Origin of the sequence: Lysinibacillus sp. UBA5990, assembly GCF_002429815.1 — a bacterium.
Taxonomy (GTDB): domain Bacteria; phylum Bacillota; class Bacilli; order Bacillales_A; family Planococcaceae; genus Lysinibacillus; species Lysinibacillus fusiformis.
Genome location: NZ_DJAY01000015.1, coordinates 440,863 through 460,858, shown reverse-complemented (window position 1 = coordinate 460,858; position 19,996 = coordinate 440,863). Strand labels below are relative to the sequence as shown.

Below are 19,996 nucleotides of genomic sequence, written 5' to 3'. Positions count from 1 at the left end.
CTTTTTCAGTATATACAGTAAATATTTTCCTAGTGTTAATAGCGCGTAAATTAATGTTTCTACTTGGTAAAATAATATTTTGATATTGTAAATAAGCTAACTTCATACGAAATTACTTTATATACTATGGATATACTAATGATCGGAGGATCTATTATGTCTATCAAAACCATTCAAATACTTGCAACTAGTGATATTCATGGCTATATCATACCCACAACCTTTCGAAATGATCGAAATGAAGCACTCGGGTTAGCCAAGCTCGCAACAATTATTGAAGGAAAAAGGCTTGAAATGCCAACCATCTTAATTGATAATGGTGATTTTATTCAGGGCAGTCCCATGACCTTTTATCATCAAAAATCTCAAATGCAGGAACAGAACCCTTTGATTCAGGTGGCCAATGAGCTTCAATATGATGCCATTGTATTCGGTAATCACGAATTTAATTATGGACTTCAGACGCTACAATCAGTGATTCACCAATCCAATTTCCCTTGGCTAGGAGCCAATATCGTGACCAAGGATGGGAGGCCATTTACAAAGCCGTTTATTATCAAAGAAATAGATGGTATTAAAATAGCCATTTTAGGTGTGACAACACATTTTGTCACCAAGTGGGAGGAACCTCTTCACATCGAGGGGCTTCATTTTGAAGATGCCTTTTCAAGTGCTAGCTACTGGGCAAAATGGATTCGTGCTAATGAACAAATTGACGTTCTAGTTTTATGTTATCACGGTGGATTCGAGAGAGATCTTGAATCAGGAGAACTACTTGAAGCTGAGGATGGGGAAAATCAAGGATACCGCATGTGTGCTGAAATAGAAGAAGTAGACATTATTATTTCCGGCCACCAGCATCGTGAAATTAGCACAACCATTATGGGTAAATCAGTCGTTCAACCTGGTACGAAGGGCGTTTGTATCGCTAAAATAGAGCTAGAAATTGACATGGATCATCAGCATAAAATTCAATCGATTTCTCATACCCCATCGCTTATTTATAGTTCAGAGCATACGCAACCTCATGCAGCTGTTTGTCAGATCATCTCACCTATCTTTGAAAAAACCGAAGCATGGTTAGATGAAACAATTGGCATGATCCAAGGTGATTTACAAATTGAAGATCCATTTCTTGCGCGCATTCAGGAACATCCCTATATTGAATTTATCAACCGCATTCAAATGGCTGTGTCGGGTTCTTCTATTTCATGTACAGCTCTTTTTCATGATGAACCAGGTGGCTTAAAGCAAGCCGTTACGATGCGTGACATTGTGACAAACTATATTTACGCTAATACATTAAAAGTACTTCGACTCACAGGACAGGACATTTTACTTGCCCTTGAACAATCAGCTAGCTATTTTACGGTAAAAGCAGGTCAATTGCATGTTGCAGATTCCTTCCTTTCCCCGAAAGCGCAACCTTATAATTATGATATGTGGGAAGGTATTGAGTATATCTTGGATATTTCAAAGCCTATTGGAGAACGTGTTACCAAATTGATGTATCATGGCGTAGCTATTAATAGGGAGGAAGAATTCGATGTCGTAATGAGTAGCTATCGTGCGACTGGTGCAGGAAATTTTGACTTTTTAAGAAATCGGCCTGTTGTGAAAGAGATTCAGATTGATATGACCGAGCTAATTGCCGATTATTTGTTAAAACAGCCCATGGTTCAAGCGACATGTAATCATAATTGGCAAGTACAATTCTAAAAAACCCGCCAAATTCTAAACATTACAGGAATTTGGCGGGTTTTGATTTAAACTAGATTAAGAATTTTGTCGTATATCTTGAATACTTTTTCCTTCTGTAAATGCATGAATAGATGCAATGGATCCAACCGATTTAAAATTTGCCCTATCATAAACTTTAGCAACTTGATCGTTAATTGGCCATATCCAAAGCTTCTCAAGCTTCTGATTCACTGACTGTTGTTGGATATGCTGCAACATATAGCCGATTAAACCACGACCTCGATAGCTTTCAATTGTTGCTACACTCTCAATCCTTCCTTGATTTCCTGACACAAATATACTAGCAGAACAGCATGGCACCCCATCTAGCTTTAATAAATAGTACGTAAAGCTTGGCGAATAATAAGCTTGCTCAAAGGCCATTTTTATTAATTCAGGATCTCCAAAAGCCGAAATGCTCATTTCCACTGCCAAGGCATCGTTCATATTTGCATCTGTTACCCGTTCAATCTGGATTGCTGGATGTGGTGAGCGTTGACTAAACTCACCATTCCAGCACTGAATTTCATTAACAAACTGCTCATATTGAAAGCCATGCATCTCTAATGCCTCCATACATGCTTGATTATCCTCAAGATTATATAAATACAGCCTTGGGATAAGCGACTTAGATTGATAGAACGTTTTTATATCTTCTAAAAACTGAGCAGGTTTTTCAATCTTTCGCCAAACATGTGCATGATTCGCATCATAATAGGTTGGAATTGCCTTATTGTAGAATAAAACTCCTTCTTTACATGCCTCCATTTCACTAAAACTCTTTACATAATCTATATCAAGCTGCATAATACGTTCTAAATTAAGCATGTTCCGTTCCCTCTTCCATCCATTTTTCATATAATTCCTCTATGTGCTGTTCGAGCTTTTGCCGTTGCTCTTTAGCAAGTGAAGGTTCCTCTAGTTTTGCCTCTAGTTTTTCAATTTGTTGTTCAATCGATTGCTCTTTTTTGACAGGTTGTATTTTAGGAGGCGCCGGTTCATTTTCAACTACTATTTTCTTCGAGAGTTCCTCAAGTTTTTGTCTAGCCCACTCATAATCTCCTTCAAAAACATGAATAGTTTGATCCTTTAGCCATGCTGTTTTGCTAAATATTTTTTGTAAGAAATAGCGGTCATGGGATACACCAATAATGGTTCCCTCAAAGGATTCTAGCGTATCCTCCAATACCTCTCTTGCTTCAATATCTAAATGGTTCGTTGGTTCATCCAAAATGAGCACATTAATATCCTCATGCATTAATTGAGCTAATCGAAGGCGCATTTTTTCTCCACCGCTTAAATTTTTCACTTTTTTAAAGACATCATAGCCATAGAACAAAAATCGTGCGAGAATATGGCGTGCTTCGGCCTCAGACACCGCTACATTTTCACGAAACGCATCAATCAATCGGATGGCTGGATTTTTATGTTCCAATTGCTGAGATAGATAGCCAATTTTCACATTACTACCTACATGGCAAACACCGCGATTAGGAACGATTTCCCCTAACATCATTTTTAATAATGTTGATTTACCACTACCGTTGTTCCCAACTATCGCTAGTCTTTCTCCAAAGTAGACAGCTAGGTTACTGTCTATCAATAAAGGCTTATCATAACCGTGGAAAATGTTTTGTAATTGCACTACCTCTTTGCCGCTGCGTTCAGCCATCGTTAAAGCCAGATTCATTTTCTTTTTTGATATAGGCTTCTTCACCCGTTCTATACGTGCTAAAGCTTTTTCCATACTTTTTGCACGTCTATGCATAGAAGCGTTTGGTGGATTTGCTTCATTAGCCCATTGTTTTAATCGTTTAATCGTTTCTTGCATTTTCTTAATTTTCTTCTGCTGCTCTTCATAATCAGCAAATTGCTGTTCAATCTTTGCCTCTTTTTGTGCTATAAATGCATCGTAATTACCTGTGTACGTAAAGGCCTCTCCATCTTCAATTTCAATGACTTTATGCGCAATCTGATTCATAAAATGGCGGTCATGAGATACGACAATGATAATTCCCTCAAAGCTGCGTACATATTTTTCAAGCCATTCGATTGCCTGCATATCAAGATGGTTCGTTGGTTCATCTAACAATAAAATAGCTGGCTGGCTCAATAAAATTTGCCCGAGCATTACTTTCGTCTTCTCTCCACCACTTAAACTACTAAATGGCTGTGCCAACATTTCCATAATACCTAGCCCATTTGCAATCATCGCTAATTGGGCTTCCACCTCATAGCCCCCCTGTAGCATGAATTGCTCCTGCACTTGCCCATATTGCCATAAAGTTTTATCCGTTACGTTTGACTGCATCTCTTGCTCAAGTATCGTCATTCTAGCCTTTAATGCATAAATAGCAGCAAACGCCTCTTCTAACACTTCCTTTACTGAATGACCTGGATAATGTGGTATTTGATGTAAATAGCCAATCGTAGCATCTTTACTTTTTATGATACGTCCCCGATCGGGTATATCTACACCCGAAAGAAGCTGCAATAAAGTTGTTTTACCACTACCATTTACGCCAACTATAGCAACATGCTCCCCACTATTTACCTCCAGTTGTAAATTCTCAAATAATATATTGCCACCCATAATTTTTTGAATTTGCTCAGCTTTCATTTGCATCGTTTTTTCCTCCAATGAAACGCGCGAAAACATCTCGACAACACAAAAAAGACTGCTCATTAACAAGCAGTCTTTTTCTCATTAAAATGTGTGAAAAAGAATGGTTAATTCGCTACGTTAGTTATTTGATTTTGCTTAAAAATGGACAGACCTATCCCGTTGTTCGCAAAATCAAAAGTAATGACACGTGCAAAATACATAGCTGTATCCACTTTTACACATGTGTCCGTAGCGTTTTTATTCATTCTTTTTCACCTCCGTTCGTTATAGTTAAACATATAATACCATTTTTTAGATTATTTGAAAAGGGGATAAATGAACAATCATTTTATTTTATAAATATACAAACCGGCACACTAGTTATATACTAATAAAAAATAGAAATTTTTTCCCAAATTATATCAACATTTAGGTGATTGGTAATAGGGTTTTTTACGGAGAATGTGGAGGGACATTTCATGAAAAAGCTAAGTATGCAAAAGAAAATGAGCTTATTAATTGTGGTTATTATTGGATTTGTACTCATTGCTATAGGTATTATGAACACAACCGAAATGAAAAAAACATTACGAGAAGAGTACAATACAAGGCTTCATCAAATTTTAGATTTAAGTATACTTAACCTCAACCAAACATTACCTGGTGAATGGCAATTAAAAAATGGCGAGCTTTACAAAGGCAATGTAAACGTAGCCAATGAAACAGCACTTATTGATACTTTAGGAGAATTATCACAGGCTGCCATTACAATTTTCGCTGGAGAAACACGAATTAATACAAATATTATCGTAGACGGACAACGTGCTATTGGAACAACGGTCGACCCAAAAGTAGCTGACACTGTTTTACAGCAAGGGAAAACGTACACTGGTACTGCCGAAGTGCTAGGCAACCCCTATTTTACAAAATACGAGCCCATTAAAAATAAAAACGGCGAAACGATTGGCATGTTCTTTGCTGGGGTACCTTCCGCTGATATTGATGTAGTCGCACAAAGGATGTTATTAAAGACTGGGATTATCGCTGTCATCTCAGCCCTTATTGCAGTCATTGCAGGTATGTTCTTTATTCGTGGCATTGTCAGACCTTTAAAGCAATTAAACATTCAGCTAGAAACGATCTCTGCTGGGAAAGGTGATTTAACGCAACAGCTACTAGTGCAATCAAAGGATGAAATCGGCCATGTGGCAGAGTCGTTTAATGCCATGCTCGCAACTTTACGTAGTATGATGCAACAAGTAGATGCAACAGCCAATCAAGTGTCTGCATCCTCACTGGAATTATCTGCAACGGCAGGTTCTACCACGACAACAACGGAGCAATTAACAGCCAATATGCAGGAGCTTGCAAGTGGTGCAAGTACTCAAAAGCATAGTGCTCATGAGAATGCCGAAGCGATGGAAGATATTGCTGGTGGAATTCAACTAGTCACAGAAACTAATAGCGAGGTATCTTCCTATGCTTCGGATGCCTTCGATACGGCCAAGCATGGTGAGGAAGCTGCCCATAATATGCAACTTCAAATGCATGCTATGACCAATGCCGTTCAGGAAAGTGCAGAGGCCATTGCAGCACTTGATACACACGCCATTAAAATAGATGAGATCGTGGAGGTCATTCATGCCATTGCCGATCAAACAAATTTATTAGCCCTCAATGCATCGATAGAAGCAGCTCGTGCGGGCGAACATGGCAAGGGCTTCGCAGTTGTTGCAGAAGAGGTTCGTAAGCTTGCTGAACAATCCAAAACCTCCGCAGCAGAAATTACAGAGACGATTCATACTATGCAACAACTATCTAAGGAAGCACGTGTGTATATGCAGCAAAGTAAACAAGAGGCCACTACAAGCGCTGAAGTGGTCTACACAACAAGCAAGGCTTTTGCAGATATTACTACAAAGGTGTCACTTGTAACAATTAAAATTCAAGAGGTATCAGGCATTGCCGAAGAGCTGTATGCAAGAATTGAACAGGCGAATGCTTCAACACAAATTATGGCAGAAATTGCTATGGATGCTCGTGAACAATCAAAAATCGTCACACAAATTGCTGAAACAAATCTTCTATCAATGGATGATATTAATCAGGCAGCGTCACAGCTAACAGCGAATGCCGAAACACTGCAAGATTTGATCCACCAATTTAAATATTAAAATAAGTAGCAAAAAAACATGAGGGATTGTCCCTCATGTTTTCACTTTTTTCACAAACATTTTGACCACAGGCACAAGGAAAATTGAGATCACAAGGATTCGGAAGAGTTGGAAAGCTGTGACGATTGTCACATTGGCATGTACAGAAGCCGCAATAATCCCCATTTGATCAAGTCCCCCAGGTACAATACTTAAAAAGCCTGTCTTAAAGTCGAGACTGTATAGGCTTTTCATCAAAAATGATAAACCATACGCTGCTCCGATATAAATGCCAGCTGATACAAATGCATAAAAAATATGCCTCTTCGATAAATGTAGATCTTCTTTTTTCAACAATAACCCGATATGGATTCCAATCATCAATTGAGCAATATGTAGAAGGGATATGGGTATTCTAGGCACTTCTATCCCCACCATATTAATTCCCATCAATAAAAATACGGGGCCAAGCATATAACCTGTTGGAATTTTAATCTTCTGAGCAAGCCACCCTGCTAAGCCACAAACCATTAGTATACCAACAAGACCCCATGTATATATTCCATCATTCATAGGGCTGTTTCCACCAACATCTGTCAACATTAGCGGGACAAAGCCGACGATTAAAAGAACACGGAGGATTTGAAAGAACGTAATGACCACCATATCCATATCGCCTTGCTCCTCAGCAAAGGCCATAACCTGTGCCATGCCACCAGGTACACAGCATGTCAATGCCGTTGCAAAATCCAAATCTGTACGTTTGGCTACTAAATAACTGACACCAAAAAATAACAATATAAAAATCACATTTATAACGACAATACTCCCTAAAAAAAGCTTGATATCCTGCACCGCTTCTGGAGTAAAGGCAAAGCCGATAGAATACCCTGCTACGATTAAACCAAAATTACGGAAGGAAGAATGCCATCTCAATTGTACATTGGTCGACAATTGCACGATAAGTACCGCTGTAATAGCGCCTAGCAACCAAGGCATTGGTATATGAAGTAGTTGAAAAAAGACAGCACCTATGAGGCCAATGCATAATGTAATCAATATATGCCTACCAAAAACAAACATACTAGCAACCCCTTACAACTAGATAACTATATTATGACGTTTCTTAACCTTTTTTTCTATTGAAGCGACTTTTGTATGGTTTGCTATCGTTAAAAAATAACCTGTTATCGATAAAATTGAACCTCTTATCCAATAATTTACCTTTGCTAAATTTTTCTATGCTACATTATTATTACCTGATTCAGCGTTTTCCCTTTGAGGGAAAATAAAGGAGGCCTCCTATGAAAATTCATTTAACTATTCACCATGAACTTGAAGAAACAGAGGTTCATATACATGCGAAAGAATACAACGAACAAATAGAAAGACTCATGCAGCAATTACAAGCTTCTCAAACTACTATGCTAGATGGGTATTTTCAACAAGAAATTCATCTACTAAAAATTTCTGATATTTATTCCATCTATGCAGAGGATGCCAAAATATTTTTACAAACGAATGAACAAGAGTTTGAGTCTAAACGAAAATTATATGAACTAGAGGCACAGCTTTCAAAGGACTTTGTTCGAGTAAGTAAATCTACACTTGTCAATATCCATAAAATCGCCTCTATTCAAATGGGCAAAATCGGTACAACACAATTACTGCTTGAAAATGATGTAACCATTCATGTTAGTCGTAAATATATAAAAGAATTGAAGCGACACTTAGGTATTGGGAGGGATCTATAGCATGAAATATGTGAGCATGATGATTATCGGACTACTCATTTCCCTTAGCTCTTCTTATGTCTTAGTGACATTTAGCGTCCTATCAAATAATGCGATGGTATCAGGGACAGAATTACTAGAGCAAATTGTTATTGCAGCCATACTTGGCATTGCCATCGGACTTCTATCTAGTATTTTTGAGATTGAATCAATCCCTTTTATGGTGCAGCTATTCTTGCATTTAATCGCTGTGACAATATGTGTTTTGATTGCTGGCTATTTTGGTGGCTGGTTTACGCATTCTGGTGTGAAATATGTGCTGCTATCTGAAGCCGTTATTTACATCATCGTTTGGTGTATTCTTTATATCCTTCAATTAAATGATATTGAAAAAATAAATCGAGAAATTCGGAAAAGAAAGGAATAATCTGGATGTCCTTCGCGATAAAAGTTGAGAATTTATGTAAACAGTATGGTGACCATCATGCGGTTAACGACATTTCATTCACGGTTGAACGAGGTACCCTCTTTGCTTTTTTAGGAGCAAACGGTGCTGGCAAATCGACAACAATTGAAATCCTATGTACTTTATTAAAAAAATCCAGCGGCCATGTCACTATCAATAACTTTAAACTAGATGTCAGCAATCATAATGCAGATATCCGTAAATCCATCGGTGTTGTGTTCCAACAAAGTTTATTAGATGATCGTTTAACTGTACAGGAAAACATTCTACACCGAGGCAGAACTTATGAATTATCAAAAACACAACTTGCTGAAAACTATCAATTTGTTTCCTCCTATTTGCATTTAGAGGATATTGAAAGACAAAAATATGGAACATTATCTGGCGGTCAAAAAAGACGAGCAGACATTGCACGTGCACTTATTCATCGTCCAACTATTTTATTTCTAGATGAACCTACAACCGGCTTAGATCCACAAACACGACAATTAGTTTGGCAGGCCATCAAGCAGCTTCAACTCGAAACGAATATGACTGTGTTTTTAACAACCCATTATATGGAGGAAGCGGCAGTCGCACATCAAGTCCTTGTTTTAAAGGAAGGAAAAATTGTCGCACAAGGTACGCCCGATGCGTTGAAAACCAAGTATGCCTACGACTCTATGGCCGTTGTTTTCAATAATCCAATAGACGGTGTTAAATGGCTTGAAGAACACGCCATTTCCTATACCGAGAAACAGGAGATCTATACAATCCGTTTAGAATCTACTCTGCAAGCTCTCTCTCTTTTAAAGAAAGCGGAGCCACTCATTGCCTCCTTTGAAGTGATTAAAGGAACTATGGACGATGTCTTTCTTCATATAATGGCAGAGGAAGGTGTTGCATAGTGGAAGCCTTAATGAGCTTAGTACAACGAAATAGTAAAGTATTTAGGCGAGATAAAACACAAGTGTTTTTCTCTCTACTATCGGTGATTATAGTCATCGTGCTTTACGCCGTATTCCTCCAAAAAATGCAAGTAGATGCAATTGAACGAATAACGGAAGCAACACCTGCAGTGATTACCATGGTGAACGAATGGGTTGTAGCTGGGTTACTTTCGATGATTGCCGTTTCGACAACACTTGGTGCATACGGTATTGCCATAAAGGATCAGGAATCAAAGGCAATGGCCGATTTTTTAACTGCCCCTCTTTCCCGTGCCACAATACAAATGAGCTATGTACTCAATGCATTAATAATTGGCAGTATTTTTTCCTTTATTGCATTAATTGGCTGTGAAATTTTTATAGTAGCAACAGGAGGTAAGCTTTTAAGCCTTGCACATTTTGTTCAAGTACTTGGCATTATCTTATTATCTGTCTTACTCGCAAGTGTCTTGAATCTATTTCTTTCCTTGTTTGTGACGACACAAAATGCCTTCTCAACATTGGGAACTATTGTCGGTACACTACTCGGATTTTTATGCGGTGTCTATGTCCCACTAGGTGCACTACCAAGCTTTGCTCAAAATTTAATTATGTATTTCCCAGTTAGTCATACTACATTACTCTTACGAAACACATTTATGGAAAGCTCCATTGCCAATGTCTTTGAGGGTATACCAGTCTCCTATGTGCATGACTACAAAATTAATTATGGTATTGTCTACGAGCTTCATGGTAATACCCTGAGTGCCTCAACGAGCATCCTCATTATCGTTGGTACAATTCTCGTCCTAGCGATTGCCTCCTTGCTTTTCTTTAAAAGAAAATATAAATAAATAATTGCCAACGTTTTTACACATCGTTTAGAAAACGATGTGTTTTTTATTGCTTTATAACAAACAATTTGTTATTTTAATAATAAATGAGCAAACAAAAATAAAATTCGTTTGTTTTATCTGGAGGATTCCTAATGGATGTAAATGAACTATTTTGGCAAGCGCCTATCGATAATCTAAAAAAGGGTTATATCGGCGATGAGACACATTTCACTTGTCTGCTATGTGGGGAAAAAATAGAAAAAGGAATTATTTACCCATACGACGACTTATTGTATGAAGCCGAAAAAATGATGCAACACCATATTACGATTACACACCAGTCTGTTTTTCATTACTTAAATAGTCTCAATAAAAAAATGACCGGCTTAACTGAGCATCAAAGTCATATTTTACGCTTATTTTATGAAGGTAAATCAGATCAGGAAATAAAAGAGGAATTAGAAATAGGCAGTGCCACGACTATTCGTCATCACCGTTTTGCGTTAAAGGAAAAAGAACGCCAAGCCAAAACGTTGTTAGTAATGATGGAATTACTGAAGGAACAAGATCGAAAGGAGGATACATTTGTGTCTATTCATAAAACAGCTACAATGGTTGACGATCGCTATAACGTCACTCTCTTAGAAGAACAACAACTATTGGCGAAATTATTTCCACACGGTGTTGGCAAGGAGCTAGTTCGTTTTCCTAAGCGTGAAAAACAAAAAATTGTAGTACTTCGTGCCATTACCAGGCTTTTTGACAAAGAAAAACAATATACAGAAAAAGAATTGAATGAAATCATCAAACCAATGTATGAAGACTACGTTCATATACGCCGCTACTTAATTGAATACGGTTTTCTGGACCGCCAAGCTGACGGTAGTGCTTACTGGGTTAAAAAATAAGAAGGCAGGTAATTAAAATGGATCATAAAAAAGAGCTAAAAGAAATGTATAAGGACATGAAAATTGAAGCGGGCGTTTTTACAATGACGAATACACAAACAGATAAAGTATTTGTCGGTAGCTTTAATAATTTGAAACGATTAAATGGCTTTCAATTTATGCTCAAAACGAATACACATACGAACAAGGAGCTTCAGGCGGACTACAATTTATTTGGTCAGGATGCTTTCGAGGTGAAAATTGTAGAGTATTTAAAGAAGAAGGAAGAGGGTTATTTTGATGCCAAAAAAGAGCTTGAAAAGCTAGAGCAAAAATGGCTCGACACGCTAAATCCTTATGGTGAGCGCGGTTATAATTCTTAGTATTTATCCAATAGATAGCTGAGTAAACAAGCAAATGAAAATTTAACTGTCTCCTCAGCTATTTTTTATTCATCCACACGATTCCATCTTAAATTATCAGCATCATCATAGCCATAATAATAGATGGGGCGATCGTTCTTATCATAAGCAACAGCTTCTAATAAATCATTTTGCTGCGCATAAGGTATATAAAACGAAACTAGTTTACTATGTTCAATGGATTTTTTGATAATTCCTTGCTTTGAGTTAATTGTTATATATGAAACATTTTCATCATGAGATAATACAACAAACAAAGTTCCTTCATGATTCAAACGATAGCTCATGCCTCCTATTGTCTCTAAAGAATCATTCGTGGAAGAGATGCTCGTAGCATAAACCCTTTTATATAGAAATGCGTTTTTTTGTACCAAAACAGTTTGATAAATTTCTTTTTTATCACTCTTAAACAAATAAAAAATATCGTGTCCTTCTTGAATCTTTTCAACATTCTTATACTCAGGTGTCATAAAAAAATTTGCTTTTGCAGCGCTTAATGCCGTAAGGCGATAACCTGATAGAAATAATAAAACACTTACAATAACTATAATTAGTAACAAGATTTTTTTCATATTTTCAACCACCCTATAACAAGCTAAATAACTGTTTTTTTAATTAAATTGGATATGTTTTATAGCTTTATTTCCTTTAATATCATGTATCTAAATACAAAAGGTAAAGAATTTGAAAACATCCTTTACCTTTATCATAAAACAATTTTGTATATTAATTTAAGATCCAATAAATTTTTACATAACTTGGGTTCTATATTTTACTTCCTTTAAATACATCACTTACACATTCCTGCTGTGCTTTTTTCGTTAATTTACTGAAAACAAGTTCATACGAATGCTTAATAAGATTCTCCACCAAATCCATCGGGACATCTTCAGCATCCATATAAATGGAGTTCCAATGCGTTTTATTCATATAGTAGCCAGGTATAATGTTGGCATAGGCTTCTCGTAATTCCTCTGCTCGCGCAGGCTCACATTTTAACGTTAACACTGGCCTACCTGTTGCATTTCCTCCAATCATGGCATACATCTTCCCACCGATATGATAGCGATCTGCTTGCCATTCTTCCTTATAGTCATACGTTGTTCCTTGCAGCTGAAGACAATTTGCATGAATCGTTTCCTTTTCCATTCTCATTCCCCTTCCAACATCAACTAGTTACCCCTAAAATAAAAAACACACGTTCGATTATAGTAAGTATAATCGAAAACATGTGTTAAGAATAGCGTTATTTACTTGTACCACGATCAAACATCCCCATCACCTCGGTTGTTTGCAAAATATTCACAAACGACTTAGGATCGGTTTCTTTAATTGTACTTTTCACATCAGCCAGTTGATAGCGTGTAATAACCGTAATTAATACTTGACGGCCTTCGCCAGAATAGGCTCCTTTCGCATCGATAATCGTTACCCCACGGTGAAGCTTTTCTAATAACTGCTGTTTGACCTCTTCGCCTTTATTCGTAATAATCATAAGGGTTAATTTAATATGACTTGTATGAATCGTGTCCACTACTTTTCCGGTTGCATAAATGGAAACAAGCGTTAATAGCGCTGCATCCCAACTAAAGACAAAGCCCGAAGCTGCCACTACGATACCATTCATAGCAGCAATTAAAGTACCAAGCGGAAAATCACGTTTACGGCTTAATAGCATGGCAATAATATCGAAGCCCCCAGAGGAGCCTGCTGCTCGGAAAATCAATCCCATGGCAACACCTACGATGACTCCACCAAATAAGGAAGCAAGAATCGGTTCTTGTGTCGCCTTGTAAATCGGAATAATATATAAACTCACGGATAAAGCAGCCACCGATAAAATCGTATAGCTAATAAAACGTTTCCCGAGCTTCATCACACCTAAAATAAGCAAAGGCAAGTTCAGTAATAAGTTTAACACCCCTGTATTTAACGGAGTAATAATCCCAAGCATAATGGCAATACCACTTAATCCCCCACTTAAAATTTCATGGGGAATTAACAAAAAATTATAAGCAAAGGCCACTAAAATGGAAGAAAGTGTAATAATAATCACATTACGCATGATGATGTCCCCTATAAACGACCAAATTTTGATACATCTTTTCCATAGACTACCCAACTTACTTACTGGGAAAACCTATTTACTTACTTTTTCTTCTGTTCTTCCTTTAAAGGACCCTCTTGTTTGTATTCGCCCTTATCAGCAACGTTATTAATACGCTCGAGCATTGGGGGATGTGTGTAACGGAACCATTTCACCAAAATTGGTGGATTGACCTCACTTAAGCCTGAAATCGTTAACTTTTGAAATGACGTTACAGCCGCCTCGCGATCATTCATCAAGTTAATCGCATATTGATCTGCCCTTGATTCCTGGTATCTGGATACGTAATTGGATACGGGATTGGAAGCAAATAATAATATCGAGGTAATTAGTAAAAATAATGGGTAGGAGCTAATATTACTAATTTTATTAATTTTGAATACCTGTCCATATCTTGTAACTAATCGTCGCATAATTTTAGCTGTTAGCCATAAACCAACTAAAGAGAGTAAAAGATAGCCTGCAATGCCAAAATAAATATGCTTTTCAACATAATGTCCCATTTCATGCGCCATAATAAACAAAATTTCATTATCCGTCAGTCTGTTTAATGTAGTATCCCAAAGAACAATTCTTGAATTGCTACCTATCCCTGTCACGTAAGCATTTAGGGCATTCGTCTTCTCAGCCATATTCACCTCGTAAACATGCTCTGCCGGGATATGTGCCTGGGTAGCAAGTGATAATATTTTGGTTTCCAGCTCCTTATTTTTTAACGGATAAAATTCATTGTACAAAGGGTCGATCACAACTGGCTGGATAAACATCACAAACATTGTGAATGGAATGGTTAATAACCATGCATAGAGCCACCATCTTTTCTCACTCTTTTTAATGAGCCAATAGAGCACTGTCACTATGATCAAAGTCATTCCAAAGTTCACCCAAAAATCAATGACACCATCCTTCATCCAAGATCCAAATGCTTGGGTGCTAATGCCATAGCTTTTACTGAGATAATAACGATAATAGTCCATTGGGAATAATAAGACATATACGAATAATGACAATAAAAATAAATAGCCTGCATTTTGCAAAAGCTTCCACTTTGTTTGGGATGTGCTCACTTTCTCTAAATAACGTGAGACCCCCAGCAGTAATATCATGAAGTAAACAAGCCATTCCAAAGGAGTGGCTACAAAGAATAAAAAGTTCCGTATTTTTGAATATTCACCACTTAAAAAAAGTTCCTTACCAGACATAAACATTACTGGATCAGCAACAGTACCCTGTAAGGCACTTGGTATTTTGCCCCCTCCACTATGGAATATATACCAGTACATACAAAGCACGTAAACACCGAAAAATAGTAGCGCAACAATGCCCATTTTTTTAGCTATGTCAATTCCCCCTCATATCAGCCAAAGTTCGTCCTATAGTAAGTGTAAGCTAAATTATCAAAGTTAGAACAAATATGGACCTACTTTTTATCATCTCTTTTTCACAAGAAAAAATTCGCTCCATTTCTAGCAATGAGGACAGAATATCCTTCTCATTGTTTCAACATGTCGCGAATTTATGAAAGTGCTTGTTATTTATCCATTACAAATGTTGTTTTTCCACGTTGATCCTCACTTAAATAGCCCTCGGATAATAAATGATCATACCACTGCTGTTCGATAATAGCTGCTTGAGCGCCATTATCTATCTTTGTAGAAAGCTCAACCATAATTTCTCCTTTGTACTGCCACACCTCAATATCCGCTTCTTGCCCTAAAAAGCTTCCTTTATAGGTTGTAGCATTGGCAGGACCAAATACAACAGTTTGAGATAATAGATTTTTATACCATGCTTCTGAATCCCAATTTAGAATTTTCTTTGGTGAATTTTCAAGGATGAGTTTTTTAGCAGCACTCGTATCCACAGTATCATAAGACACATTTGAAGTTGTTTTCAGAGATTCTTTACGGCTAATGGTAAATGTACGCTGGTCCCCTTTTATATCTAGTTCAAATTTATAATTGGATTCTGAGCCTGTAAAGCCATGACTTGTTGTCTCAGCAATCGCGTCGTTCAACGGTGTATTTAAAAAACGCTTTTTATAGGTAATATCCATCTTATTACTACCTTTGTAAACACGTAAGCGGTGGATATAATCGTTACCGAGAAACATTTTATCAGGTGTATCATAGAAATAAATTTTCACATCATCTTTTTTAGTTGCTTGAAAAACATTTGCTATTTTTGAATCCGTAAAGATCTCTGATTTGATATTAAATTTAATTTCATGACCTGGTTCTATTGCTGCTTTCACCTGTGTTGTATTGACACTCATCATACTGATTACCGTCAAACCCATTAAGCACATATAAATTGCCCATTTCTTCAAATTAGCCATTATTTACTTCCTCCTTTTGAAAGGTTGTTTCTAAATTTGTATGTGGACTGTGAAAATAAATAGTTTGTCGTGCATGAATACTTTGCGATAGCGAAATAATATCCTGATAGTCTGGATGCGTTTTATAAAAAAATTCCTTAGCCGGTTGATTCCAAACATCTTGTTTGAATGACTGACGCGAATACCCTGTTGGGATGAATATGGCTGTTGGATACTCCTTCGCTAGTTCCTCAAGTCGAGCTTCATCCTGTTCCCTTACAAAATAGAGTGCATGGTTACTGTCAGAACATTGCTTGTGACCCACTTGTAACACCAATCTGTGCGGCCAAATATTTTCAGGTTCTTCCTCATACTGCTTAAACAGTGACTGTAATTCAGTATCTACACAGATTGCTCGCGAAGTTTGCTGAGCAAGATAGGTGACAATGTCGACTGTTTTCCCAGAAAAGGATGATGGAAAAACAAAAGGGCTGTTCGGATGTTCATTTATATAATTTAACAATTTTTGTAACACTTCACGATTATCAATACATTTTTCAACATGACCACTATCAATAAACGCTACATCATAAATCGTTCCATCATCTTCTGGCAAGGTTGCCTTTAATAAATAAGAATCGCTGACATAATCACCCGAGAAAAAAAGCATCTTATCAAAAAATCGAATTTTGTACCATACACTTCCAATCAAATGTCCGCTATATCCCCATTGAAAGGCAAGACAAGCATTAACCCTTATCCACGTTCCTCTTGAATCTGGATGAAAAGTACGGATATGTGGAATAGGTTGTAGAAGCTGCTGAGCAGTTCTGTGACTCATCAGTACTGGTCCTTTGTAGCCCATTTTTTCAAGCAATGGCAATGCGCCTACATGGTCGATGTGGGAATGAGAAATAAACACTGCCCCTAGTTTTTCAACATGTTTAGGTGTTAAATCCGGTGGGGTCTTTTGTGGGTTTTTCATCACGCCACAATCCAGTAAAATCGCCTTTCCATGATTTTCGATATAAAAGCAATTGCGCCCGTACTCTCCAACCCCACCTAAAATTTCAATATTAAGCATTGGCTTGTCCTCCCCGTCTTTGCAGCCAATCTAAAAGAAACATGAAGATCACAGTCATAAAGACAGTAATGACCGCCACGGCCATCCCAACCCCTACATTTCCTTGCTCAAATTGGCTGTAAATAAACGTTGCACCTGTTTCAACAGAAGGTGGCAAAATTAAGAGACCTGCTACTAGCTCTCGCATTGAAATAATGAAGGTCATCATCATGCCCGTAAGTATGCCCTGCATTAATAACGGGAGAATGATTCGGCGATAAATATCCCAATTGCTACGACCAAAAATAGCCGCTGATTGAAAAATGGAAGCATCTAATTGGGAAAACGAAGATTTGATATATTGCACAGAATAAGGCAAGAAAAGAACACAGTACGTGACGACAACCATCGCCTTTGTGTTATAGATAGTTGCTGGAAGCCAAGGGGCATTCCAAAACATAATCAATCCCACAACAAAGACAATACCAGGAATAATGTTAGGCATTAAACTAAAGAAATCTAATACTTGCTGTTTCTTCGTTTCTCCTTTTTTAATAAAGAGGGCAATCAATAAACCAACAATTGCAGTTATAATAGCTGTAATGATGGAAAAAACGATACTATTTAAAAATGCTGTTAATCCTGCACTACCACCTGTGAATACTTCCTGATAGGAGGCAAGACTAAAATTCCCTGCGTGTAAACCATCTCCTCTCACCTTTTGCAAAGAGGTCACGATAATGGAGAAATAAGGAATACCAATGGACAACAAAAGAACAATCCCCACAAAAGTCCATGAAGCGACTCTTACATACCATTTATCTGTTACCCTACGTTTTGCAGGGCTTTTCCCTGAAAGTACGCCATAAGTAAATTTACGTCCAATTAGATTTTGAAAATACCAGATCACTAGACAGACTGATAGTAGAAATAAAGACAGAGAAGTAGCCATCCTAATATCGACTGGCCATCTTGATAGATACGAATGAATTTCTGTTGTAAATACTTGAAAACCAATACGACTGCCAAATGTAGCTGGCGTTCCAAATTCCGCAAGCGTTTTGATGAAAATCAGTAAACTTCCTAAAACATAGCTTGATAGAATAAGTGGTAAAACGACTTTCACCCAATTTCTCCAAGGATTCCGTCCGAAAATCAATGCTGCATCTAAAAAGGAACCGTTAATTCGTAGTAATGTATTTCTTAACATTAAATACAAAAACGGAAAGAGATGTAAGCTCATAATCATGACCATGCCAAATAAGGAAAAGAATGAATCCGTCAACCAAGCAGCACCCGGAACTAACTGTTGAAGAAAACCATTATGCTGCATAAACAATATCCAACCCATAGAACCAATATATGGGGGTGTCATAAATGGAATGGTTAATATAATATCGAGCCATTCATGTTTATATAAGCTTGTTTTCGTTCGTATAAATGCCATAGGAAAGGCAATAATCGTTGTACCTAGGATAACGAAAATCCCTAAACCTATTGAATTTCCAAGTGTCTGCCATAATCTTTCATGTGCAAACATTCGGCTAAACTGTGAAAAATCAAATTGCCCCTCTTTTGTAAAGGTATAAATCAAAATTGCGATCAAAGGAGCGATAGCAAATACGACGACAATCGTCAATAAAACTCCAAAAGCTCGTCTTCCTTCCATGATCATGACACTTCAACCCTTCTATTTAAAAACTCAAAGGAGGTGTTTGTACCTCCCTATTGCTTAACGAAATAAATCGTTAAATTTTGTTAGTACTTCAAGTTGCTTGGCTTCAGCGCCACCCCACTCAACATTTAACTGAGGAATTTCATCTAATGCCGCACGATTTTTTACAGCAATATCTTTATTTCCTGGTAATAAGTACGCATCTGCTACAAGCTTTTGTCCTTCATCTGATAATAAAAAATCAACATATGCTTTTGCTGCTTCTACATGTTTTGCTTCCTTCAAAATACCGACAGCACGAGGACTAACTACAGTACCACTTTTTGGATAGATGATCTCTACTGGCTCTCCGTCTGCTTTTGCTTTGTAAGCCATATAATCTACGCCTGCAATCGTGGCATTTTTCTCACCCGTAATGACTGCATCTAACGCTTCTTTATTCGCACCATTTACTTGTAAGCCATTTTTCTTCCACGTATCCACTGTTGCCCATGCAGTTTTCTCTGCCTCCGTATAGCCAAATAAGAAATCGACAGCAGAACCTGATAAACTCGGATCCGGTATATTGATTTTGTTTTGCCACTCAGCTTTTGCTAAATCTGCCCAATCAGTCGGTGCCTTTGTTGTATTTTTTGTATTATAAGCAATACCTAATGCGGAGGCACTGTAGCCGTAGTAATACCCTTCTCCATCAGACCAAGCACTATTGATTTTGTCTTTATTTTCAGCATCTTTATAGCTTTGTAGCTGTTCTGTTGCCTTTAGACCATCCATAGAGGCTACGGAGGCAAGTACAACAATATCGGCTACAGGATTATTTTTCTCTGCTTCTAAACGAGAAAGAATTTTACCTGTAGTTCCTTGAAACATTTCAACTTTAATACCTGTTTTTTCTTCAAAAGCTTGCTGGATATTTGCCGCTAAGCCATCAGGGCCAGCAGAATACACCGTTAATACTTTATCCTCTTGTGTTTTTGCACTAGCTTGATCAACATTCTCTACCTGCTTATTACCACAACCAGCTAATGCTAGTGTCAGTAGAATCCCTGCAGTTGCCCATAATTTGAAACGTCGTTTTTTCAAT

Annotated in this window: 20 protein-coding genes; 8 read left to right on the top strand and 12 right to left on the bottom strand. The window is 37.4% G+C overall.

Going from position 1 to position 19,996, the window contains the following annotated elements; all coding sequences use genetic code 11:
* Positions 1 to 156 precede the first annotated feature (156 nt).
* A complete protein-coding gene (locus B3D94_RS14735) occupies positions 157 to 1,719 on the top strand; it encodes a bifunctional metallophosphatase/5'-nucleotidase (protein ID WP_291757986.1) in 1,563 nt (520 codons plus the stop codon).
* Between the two features lie 57 nt (positions 1,720 to 1,776).
* On the opposite strand, the gene B3D94_RS14730 is transcribed toward B3D94_RS14735, so the two are convergent.
* From B3D94_RS14730 to B3D94_RS14720, 3 genes are all read right to left on the bottom strand, one after another.
* The gene (locus tag B3D94_RS14730; protein WP_291757985.1) at positions 1,777 to 2,568 is read right to left on the bottom strand and encodes a GNAT family N-acetyltransferase; all 792 of its coding nucleotides are present in this window, start codon (positions 2,566 to 2,568) and stop codon (positions 1,777 to 1,779) included.
* Positions 2,561 to 4,366 carry a ribosomal protection-like ABC-F family protein gene (abc-f, locus tag B3D94_RS14725; protein ID WP_291757983.1) on the bottom strand — a complete coding sequence of 602 codons (1,806 nt, stop codon included), beginning with the start codon at positions 4,364 to 4,366 and terminating at the stop codon, positions 2,561 to 2,563. Before abc-f ends, B3D94_RS14730 begins: the two co-directional genes overlap by 8 nt.
* A 104-nt stretch (positions 4,367 to 4,470) precedes the next feature.
* A complete protein-coding gene (locus tag B3D94_RS14720) occupies positions 4,471 to 4,611 on the bottom strand; it encodes an RAxF-45 family protein (RefSeq protein ID WP_175423000.1) in 141 nt (46 codons plus the stop codon).
* Positions 4,612 to 4,824: 213 nt separating this feature from the next.
* Here B3D94_RS14720 and B3D94_RS14715 point away from each other — a divergent pair, with 213 nt between their 5' ends.
* Positions 4,825 to 6,519, top strand: a complete 1,695-nt coding sequence (locus tag B3D94_RS14715) for a methyl-accepting chemotaxis protein (RefSeq protein WP_291757980.1) — start codon at positions 4,825 to 4,827, stop codon at positions 6,517 to 6,519.
* Positions 6,520 to 6,552: 33 nt separating this feature from the next.
* On the opposite strand, the gene B3D94_RS14710 is transcribed toward B3D94_RS14715, so the two are convergent.
* Positions 6,553 to 7,581 (bottom strand): AbrB family transcriptional regulator, encoded by a 1,029-nt coding sequence (locus B3D94_RS14710; RefSeq protein WP_291757978.1) that lies wholly within the window; start codon positions 7,579 to 7,581, stop codon positions 6,553 to 6,555.
* A gap of 221 nt (positions 7,582 to 7,802) precedes the next feature.
* Here B3D94_RS14710 and B3D94_RS14705 point away from each other — a divergent pair, with 221 nt between their 5' ends.
* The 6 genes from B3D94_RS14705 (at position 7,803) to B3D94_RS14680 (ending at position 11,711) form a co-directional block, all read left to right on the top strand.
* Positions 7,803 to 8,252, top strand: coding sequence for a LytTR family DNA-binding domain-containing protein (locus B3D94_RS14705; protein ID WP_069480636.1), 450 nt, complete (start codon positions 7,803 to 7,805; stop codon positions 8,250 to 8,252).
* A gap of 1 nt (position 8,253) precedes the next feature.
* On the top strand, positions 8,254 to 8,658 hold the full coding sequence (locus B3D94_RS14700; protein ID WP_291757975.1) for a DUF3021 domain-containing protein: 405 nt from the start codon (positions 8,254 to 8,256) through the stop codon (positions 8,656 to 8,658).
* A gap of 5 nt (positions 8,659 to 8,663) precedes the next feature.
* Positions 8,664 to 9,584: an ABC transporter ATP-binding protein gene (locus tag B3D94_RS14695; RefSeq protein ID WP_291757973.1), complete on the top strand. Its 921-nt coding sequence runs from the start codon at positions 8,664 to 8,666 to the stop codon at positions 9,582 to 9,584.
* Positions 9,584 to 10,459, top strand: a complete 876-nt coding sequence (locus B3D94_RS14690) for an ABC transporter permease (RefSeq protein WP_349679801.1) — start codon at positions 9,584 to 9,586, stop codon at positions 10,457 to 10,459. Before B3D94_RS14695 ends, B3D94_RS14690 begins: the two co-directional genes overlap by 1 nt.
* A gap of 134 nt (positions 10,460 to 10,593) precedes the next feature.
* On the top strand, positions 10,594 to 11,349 hold the full coding sequence (locus B3D94_RS14685; RefSeq protein ID WP_069480632.1) for a DUF2087 domain-containing protein: 756 nt from the start codon (positions 10,594 to 10,596) through the stop codon (positions 11,347 to 11,349).
* A 17-nt stretch (positions 11,350 to 11,366) separates the two neighbouring features.
* The gene (locus B3D94_RS14680) at positions 11,367 to 11,711 is read left to right on the top strand and encodes a GIY-YIG nuclease family protein (RefSeq protein ID WP_069480631.1); all 345 of its coding nucleotides are present in this window, start codon (positions 11,367 to 11,369) and stop codon (positions 11,709 to 11,711) included.
* 65 nt (positions 11,712 to 11,776) lie between these two features.
* On the opposite strand, the gene B3D94_RS14675 is transcribed toward B3D94_RS14680, so the two are convergent.
* The 8 genes from B3D94_RS14675 to B3D94_RS14640 all read right to left on the bottom strand — a co-directional run bounded on the left by B3D94_RS14675 (position 11,777) and on the right by B3D94_RS14640 (position 19,995).
* Entirely contained in the window at positions 11,777 to 12,322 is a 546-nt protein-coding gene (locus B3D94_RS14675; RefSeq protein ID WP_291757968.1) for a hypothetical protein, read from the bottom strand.
* A gap of 193 nt (positions 12,323 to 12,515) precedes the next feature.
* Positions 12,516 to 12,899: an MmcQ/YjbR family DNA-binding protein gene (locus B3D94_RS14670; protein WP_069480629.1), complete on the bottom strand. Its 384-nt coding sequence runs from the start codon at positions 12,897 to 12,899 to the stop codon at positions 12,516 to 12,518.
* Positions 12,900 to 12,996: 97 nt separating this feature from the next.
* On the bottom strand, positions 12,997 to 13,815 hold the full coding sequence (locus B3D94_RS14665) for a YitT family protein (RefSeq protein ID WP_291757965.1): 819 nt from the start codon (positions 13,813 to 13,815) through the stop codon (positions 12,997 to 12,999).
* An 83-nt stretch (positions 13,816 to 13,898) separates the two neighbouring features.
* The gene (locus B3D94_RS14660; RefSeq protein WP_291760586.1) at positions 13,899 to 15,197 is read right to left on the bottom strand and encodes a M48 family metallopeptidase; all 1,299 of its coding nucleotides are present in this window, start codon (positions 15,195 to 15,197) and stop codon (positions 13,899 to 13,901) included.
* A 191-nt stretch (positions 15,198 to 15,388) separates the two neighbouring features.
* Positions 15,389 to 16,195 carry a hypothetical protein gene (locus tag B3D94_RS14655; RefSeq protein ID WP_291757963.1) on the bottom strand — a complete coding sequence of 269 codons (807 nt, stop codon included), beginning with the start codon at positions 16,193 to 16,195 and terminating at the stop codon, positions 15,389 to 15,391.
* Positions 16,188 to 17,258: an MBL fold metallo-hydrolase gene (locus tag B3D94_RS14650; protein WP_069480626.1), complete on the bottom strand. Its 1,071-nt coding sequence runs from the start codon at positions 17,256 to 17,258 to the stop codon at positions 16,188 to 16,190. The genes B3D94_RS14655 and B3D94_RS14650 overlap by 8 nt, the downstream gene beginning before the upstream one ends.
* Positions 17,251 to 18,912, bottom strand: coding sequence for an ABC transporter permease (locus B3D94_RS14645; RefSeq protein ID WP_291757961.1), 1,662 nt, complete (start codon positions 18,910 to 18,912; stop codon positions 17,251 to 17,253). Before B3D94_RS14645 ends, B3D94_RS14650 begins: the two co-directional genes overlap by 8 nt.
* A 57-nt stretch (positions 18,913 to 18,969) precedes the next feature.
* Positions 18,970 to 19,995: an ABC transporter substrate-binding protein gene (locus tag B3D94_RS14640; RefSeq protein ID WP_069480624.1), complete on the bottom strand. Its 1,026-nt coding sequence runs from the start codon at positions 19,993 to 19,995 to the stop codon at positions 18,970 to 18,972.
* Position 19,996: the final 1 nt, after the last annotated feature.

Coding starts and splice junctions, on each gene's coding strand:
- B3D94_RS14695 (WP_291757973.1), top strand. CDS start 8,664: ATGTCCTTCGCGATAAAAGTTGAGAATTTATGTAAACAGTATGGTGAC.
- B3D94_RS14670 (WP_069480629.1), bottom strand. CDS start 12,899: ATGGAAAAGGAAACGATTCATGCAAATTGTCTTCAGCTGCAAGGAACA.
- B3D94_RS14680 (WP_069480631.1), top strand. CDS start 11,367: ATGGATCATAAAAAAGAGCTAAAAGAAATGTATAAGGACATGAAAATT.
- B3D94_RS14720 (WP_175423000.1), bottom strand. CDS start 4,611: ATGAATAAAAACGCTACGGACACATGTGTAAAAGTGGATACAGCTATG.
- B3D94_RS14665 (WP_291757965.1), bottom strand. CDS start 13,815: ATGCGTAATGTGATTATTATTACACTTTCTTCCATTTTAGTGGCCTTT.
- B3D94_RS14685 (WP_069480632.1), top strand. CDS start 10,594: ATGGATGTAAATGAACTATTTTGGCAAGCGCCTATCGATAATCTAAAA.
- B3D94_RS14705 (WP_069480636.1), top strand. CDS start 7,803: ATGAAAATTCATTTAACTATTCACCATGAACTTGAAGAAACAGAGGTT.
- B3D94_RS14730 (WP_291757985.1), bottom strand. CDS start 2,568: ATGCTTAATTTAGAACGTATTATGCAGCTTGATATAGATTATGTAAAG.
- B3D94_RS14715 (WP_291757980.1), top strand. CDS start 4,825: ATGAAAAAGCTAAGTATGCAAAAGAAAATGAGCTTATTAATTGTGGTT.
- B3D94_RS14675 (WP_291757968.1), bottom strand. CDS start 12,322: ATGAAAAAAATCTTGTTACTAATTATAGTTATTGTAAGTGTTTTATTA.
- B3D94_RS14700 (WP_291757975.1), top strand. CDS start 8,254: ATGAAATATGTGAGCATGATGATTATCGGACTACTCATTTCCCTTAGC.
- B3D94_RS14650 (WP_069480626.1), bottom strand. CDS start 17,258: ATGCTTAATATTGAAATTTTAGGTGGGGTTGGAGAGTACGGGCGCAAT.
- B3D94_RS14645 (WP_291757961.1), bottom strand. CDS start 18,912: ATGATCATGGAAGGAAGACGAGCTTTTGGAGTTTTATTGACGATTGTC.
- abc-f (WP_291757983.1), bottom strand. CDS start 4,366: ATGCAAATGAAAGCTGAGCAAATTCAAAAAATTATGGGTGGCAATATA.
- B3D94_RS14710 (WP_291757978.1), bottom strand. CDS start 7,581: ATGTTTGTTTTTGGTAGGCATATATTGATTACATTATGCATTGGCCTC.
- B3D94_RS14735 (WP_291757986.1), top strand. CDS start 157: ATGTCTATCAAAACCATTCAAATACTTGCAACTAGTGATATTCATGGC.
- B3D94_RS14655 (WP_291757963.1), bottom strand. CDS start 16,195: ATGGCTAATTTGAAGAAATGGGCAATTTATATGTGCTTAATGGGTTTG.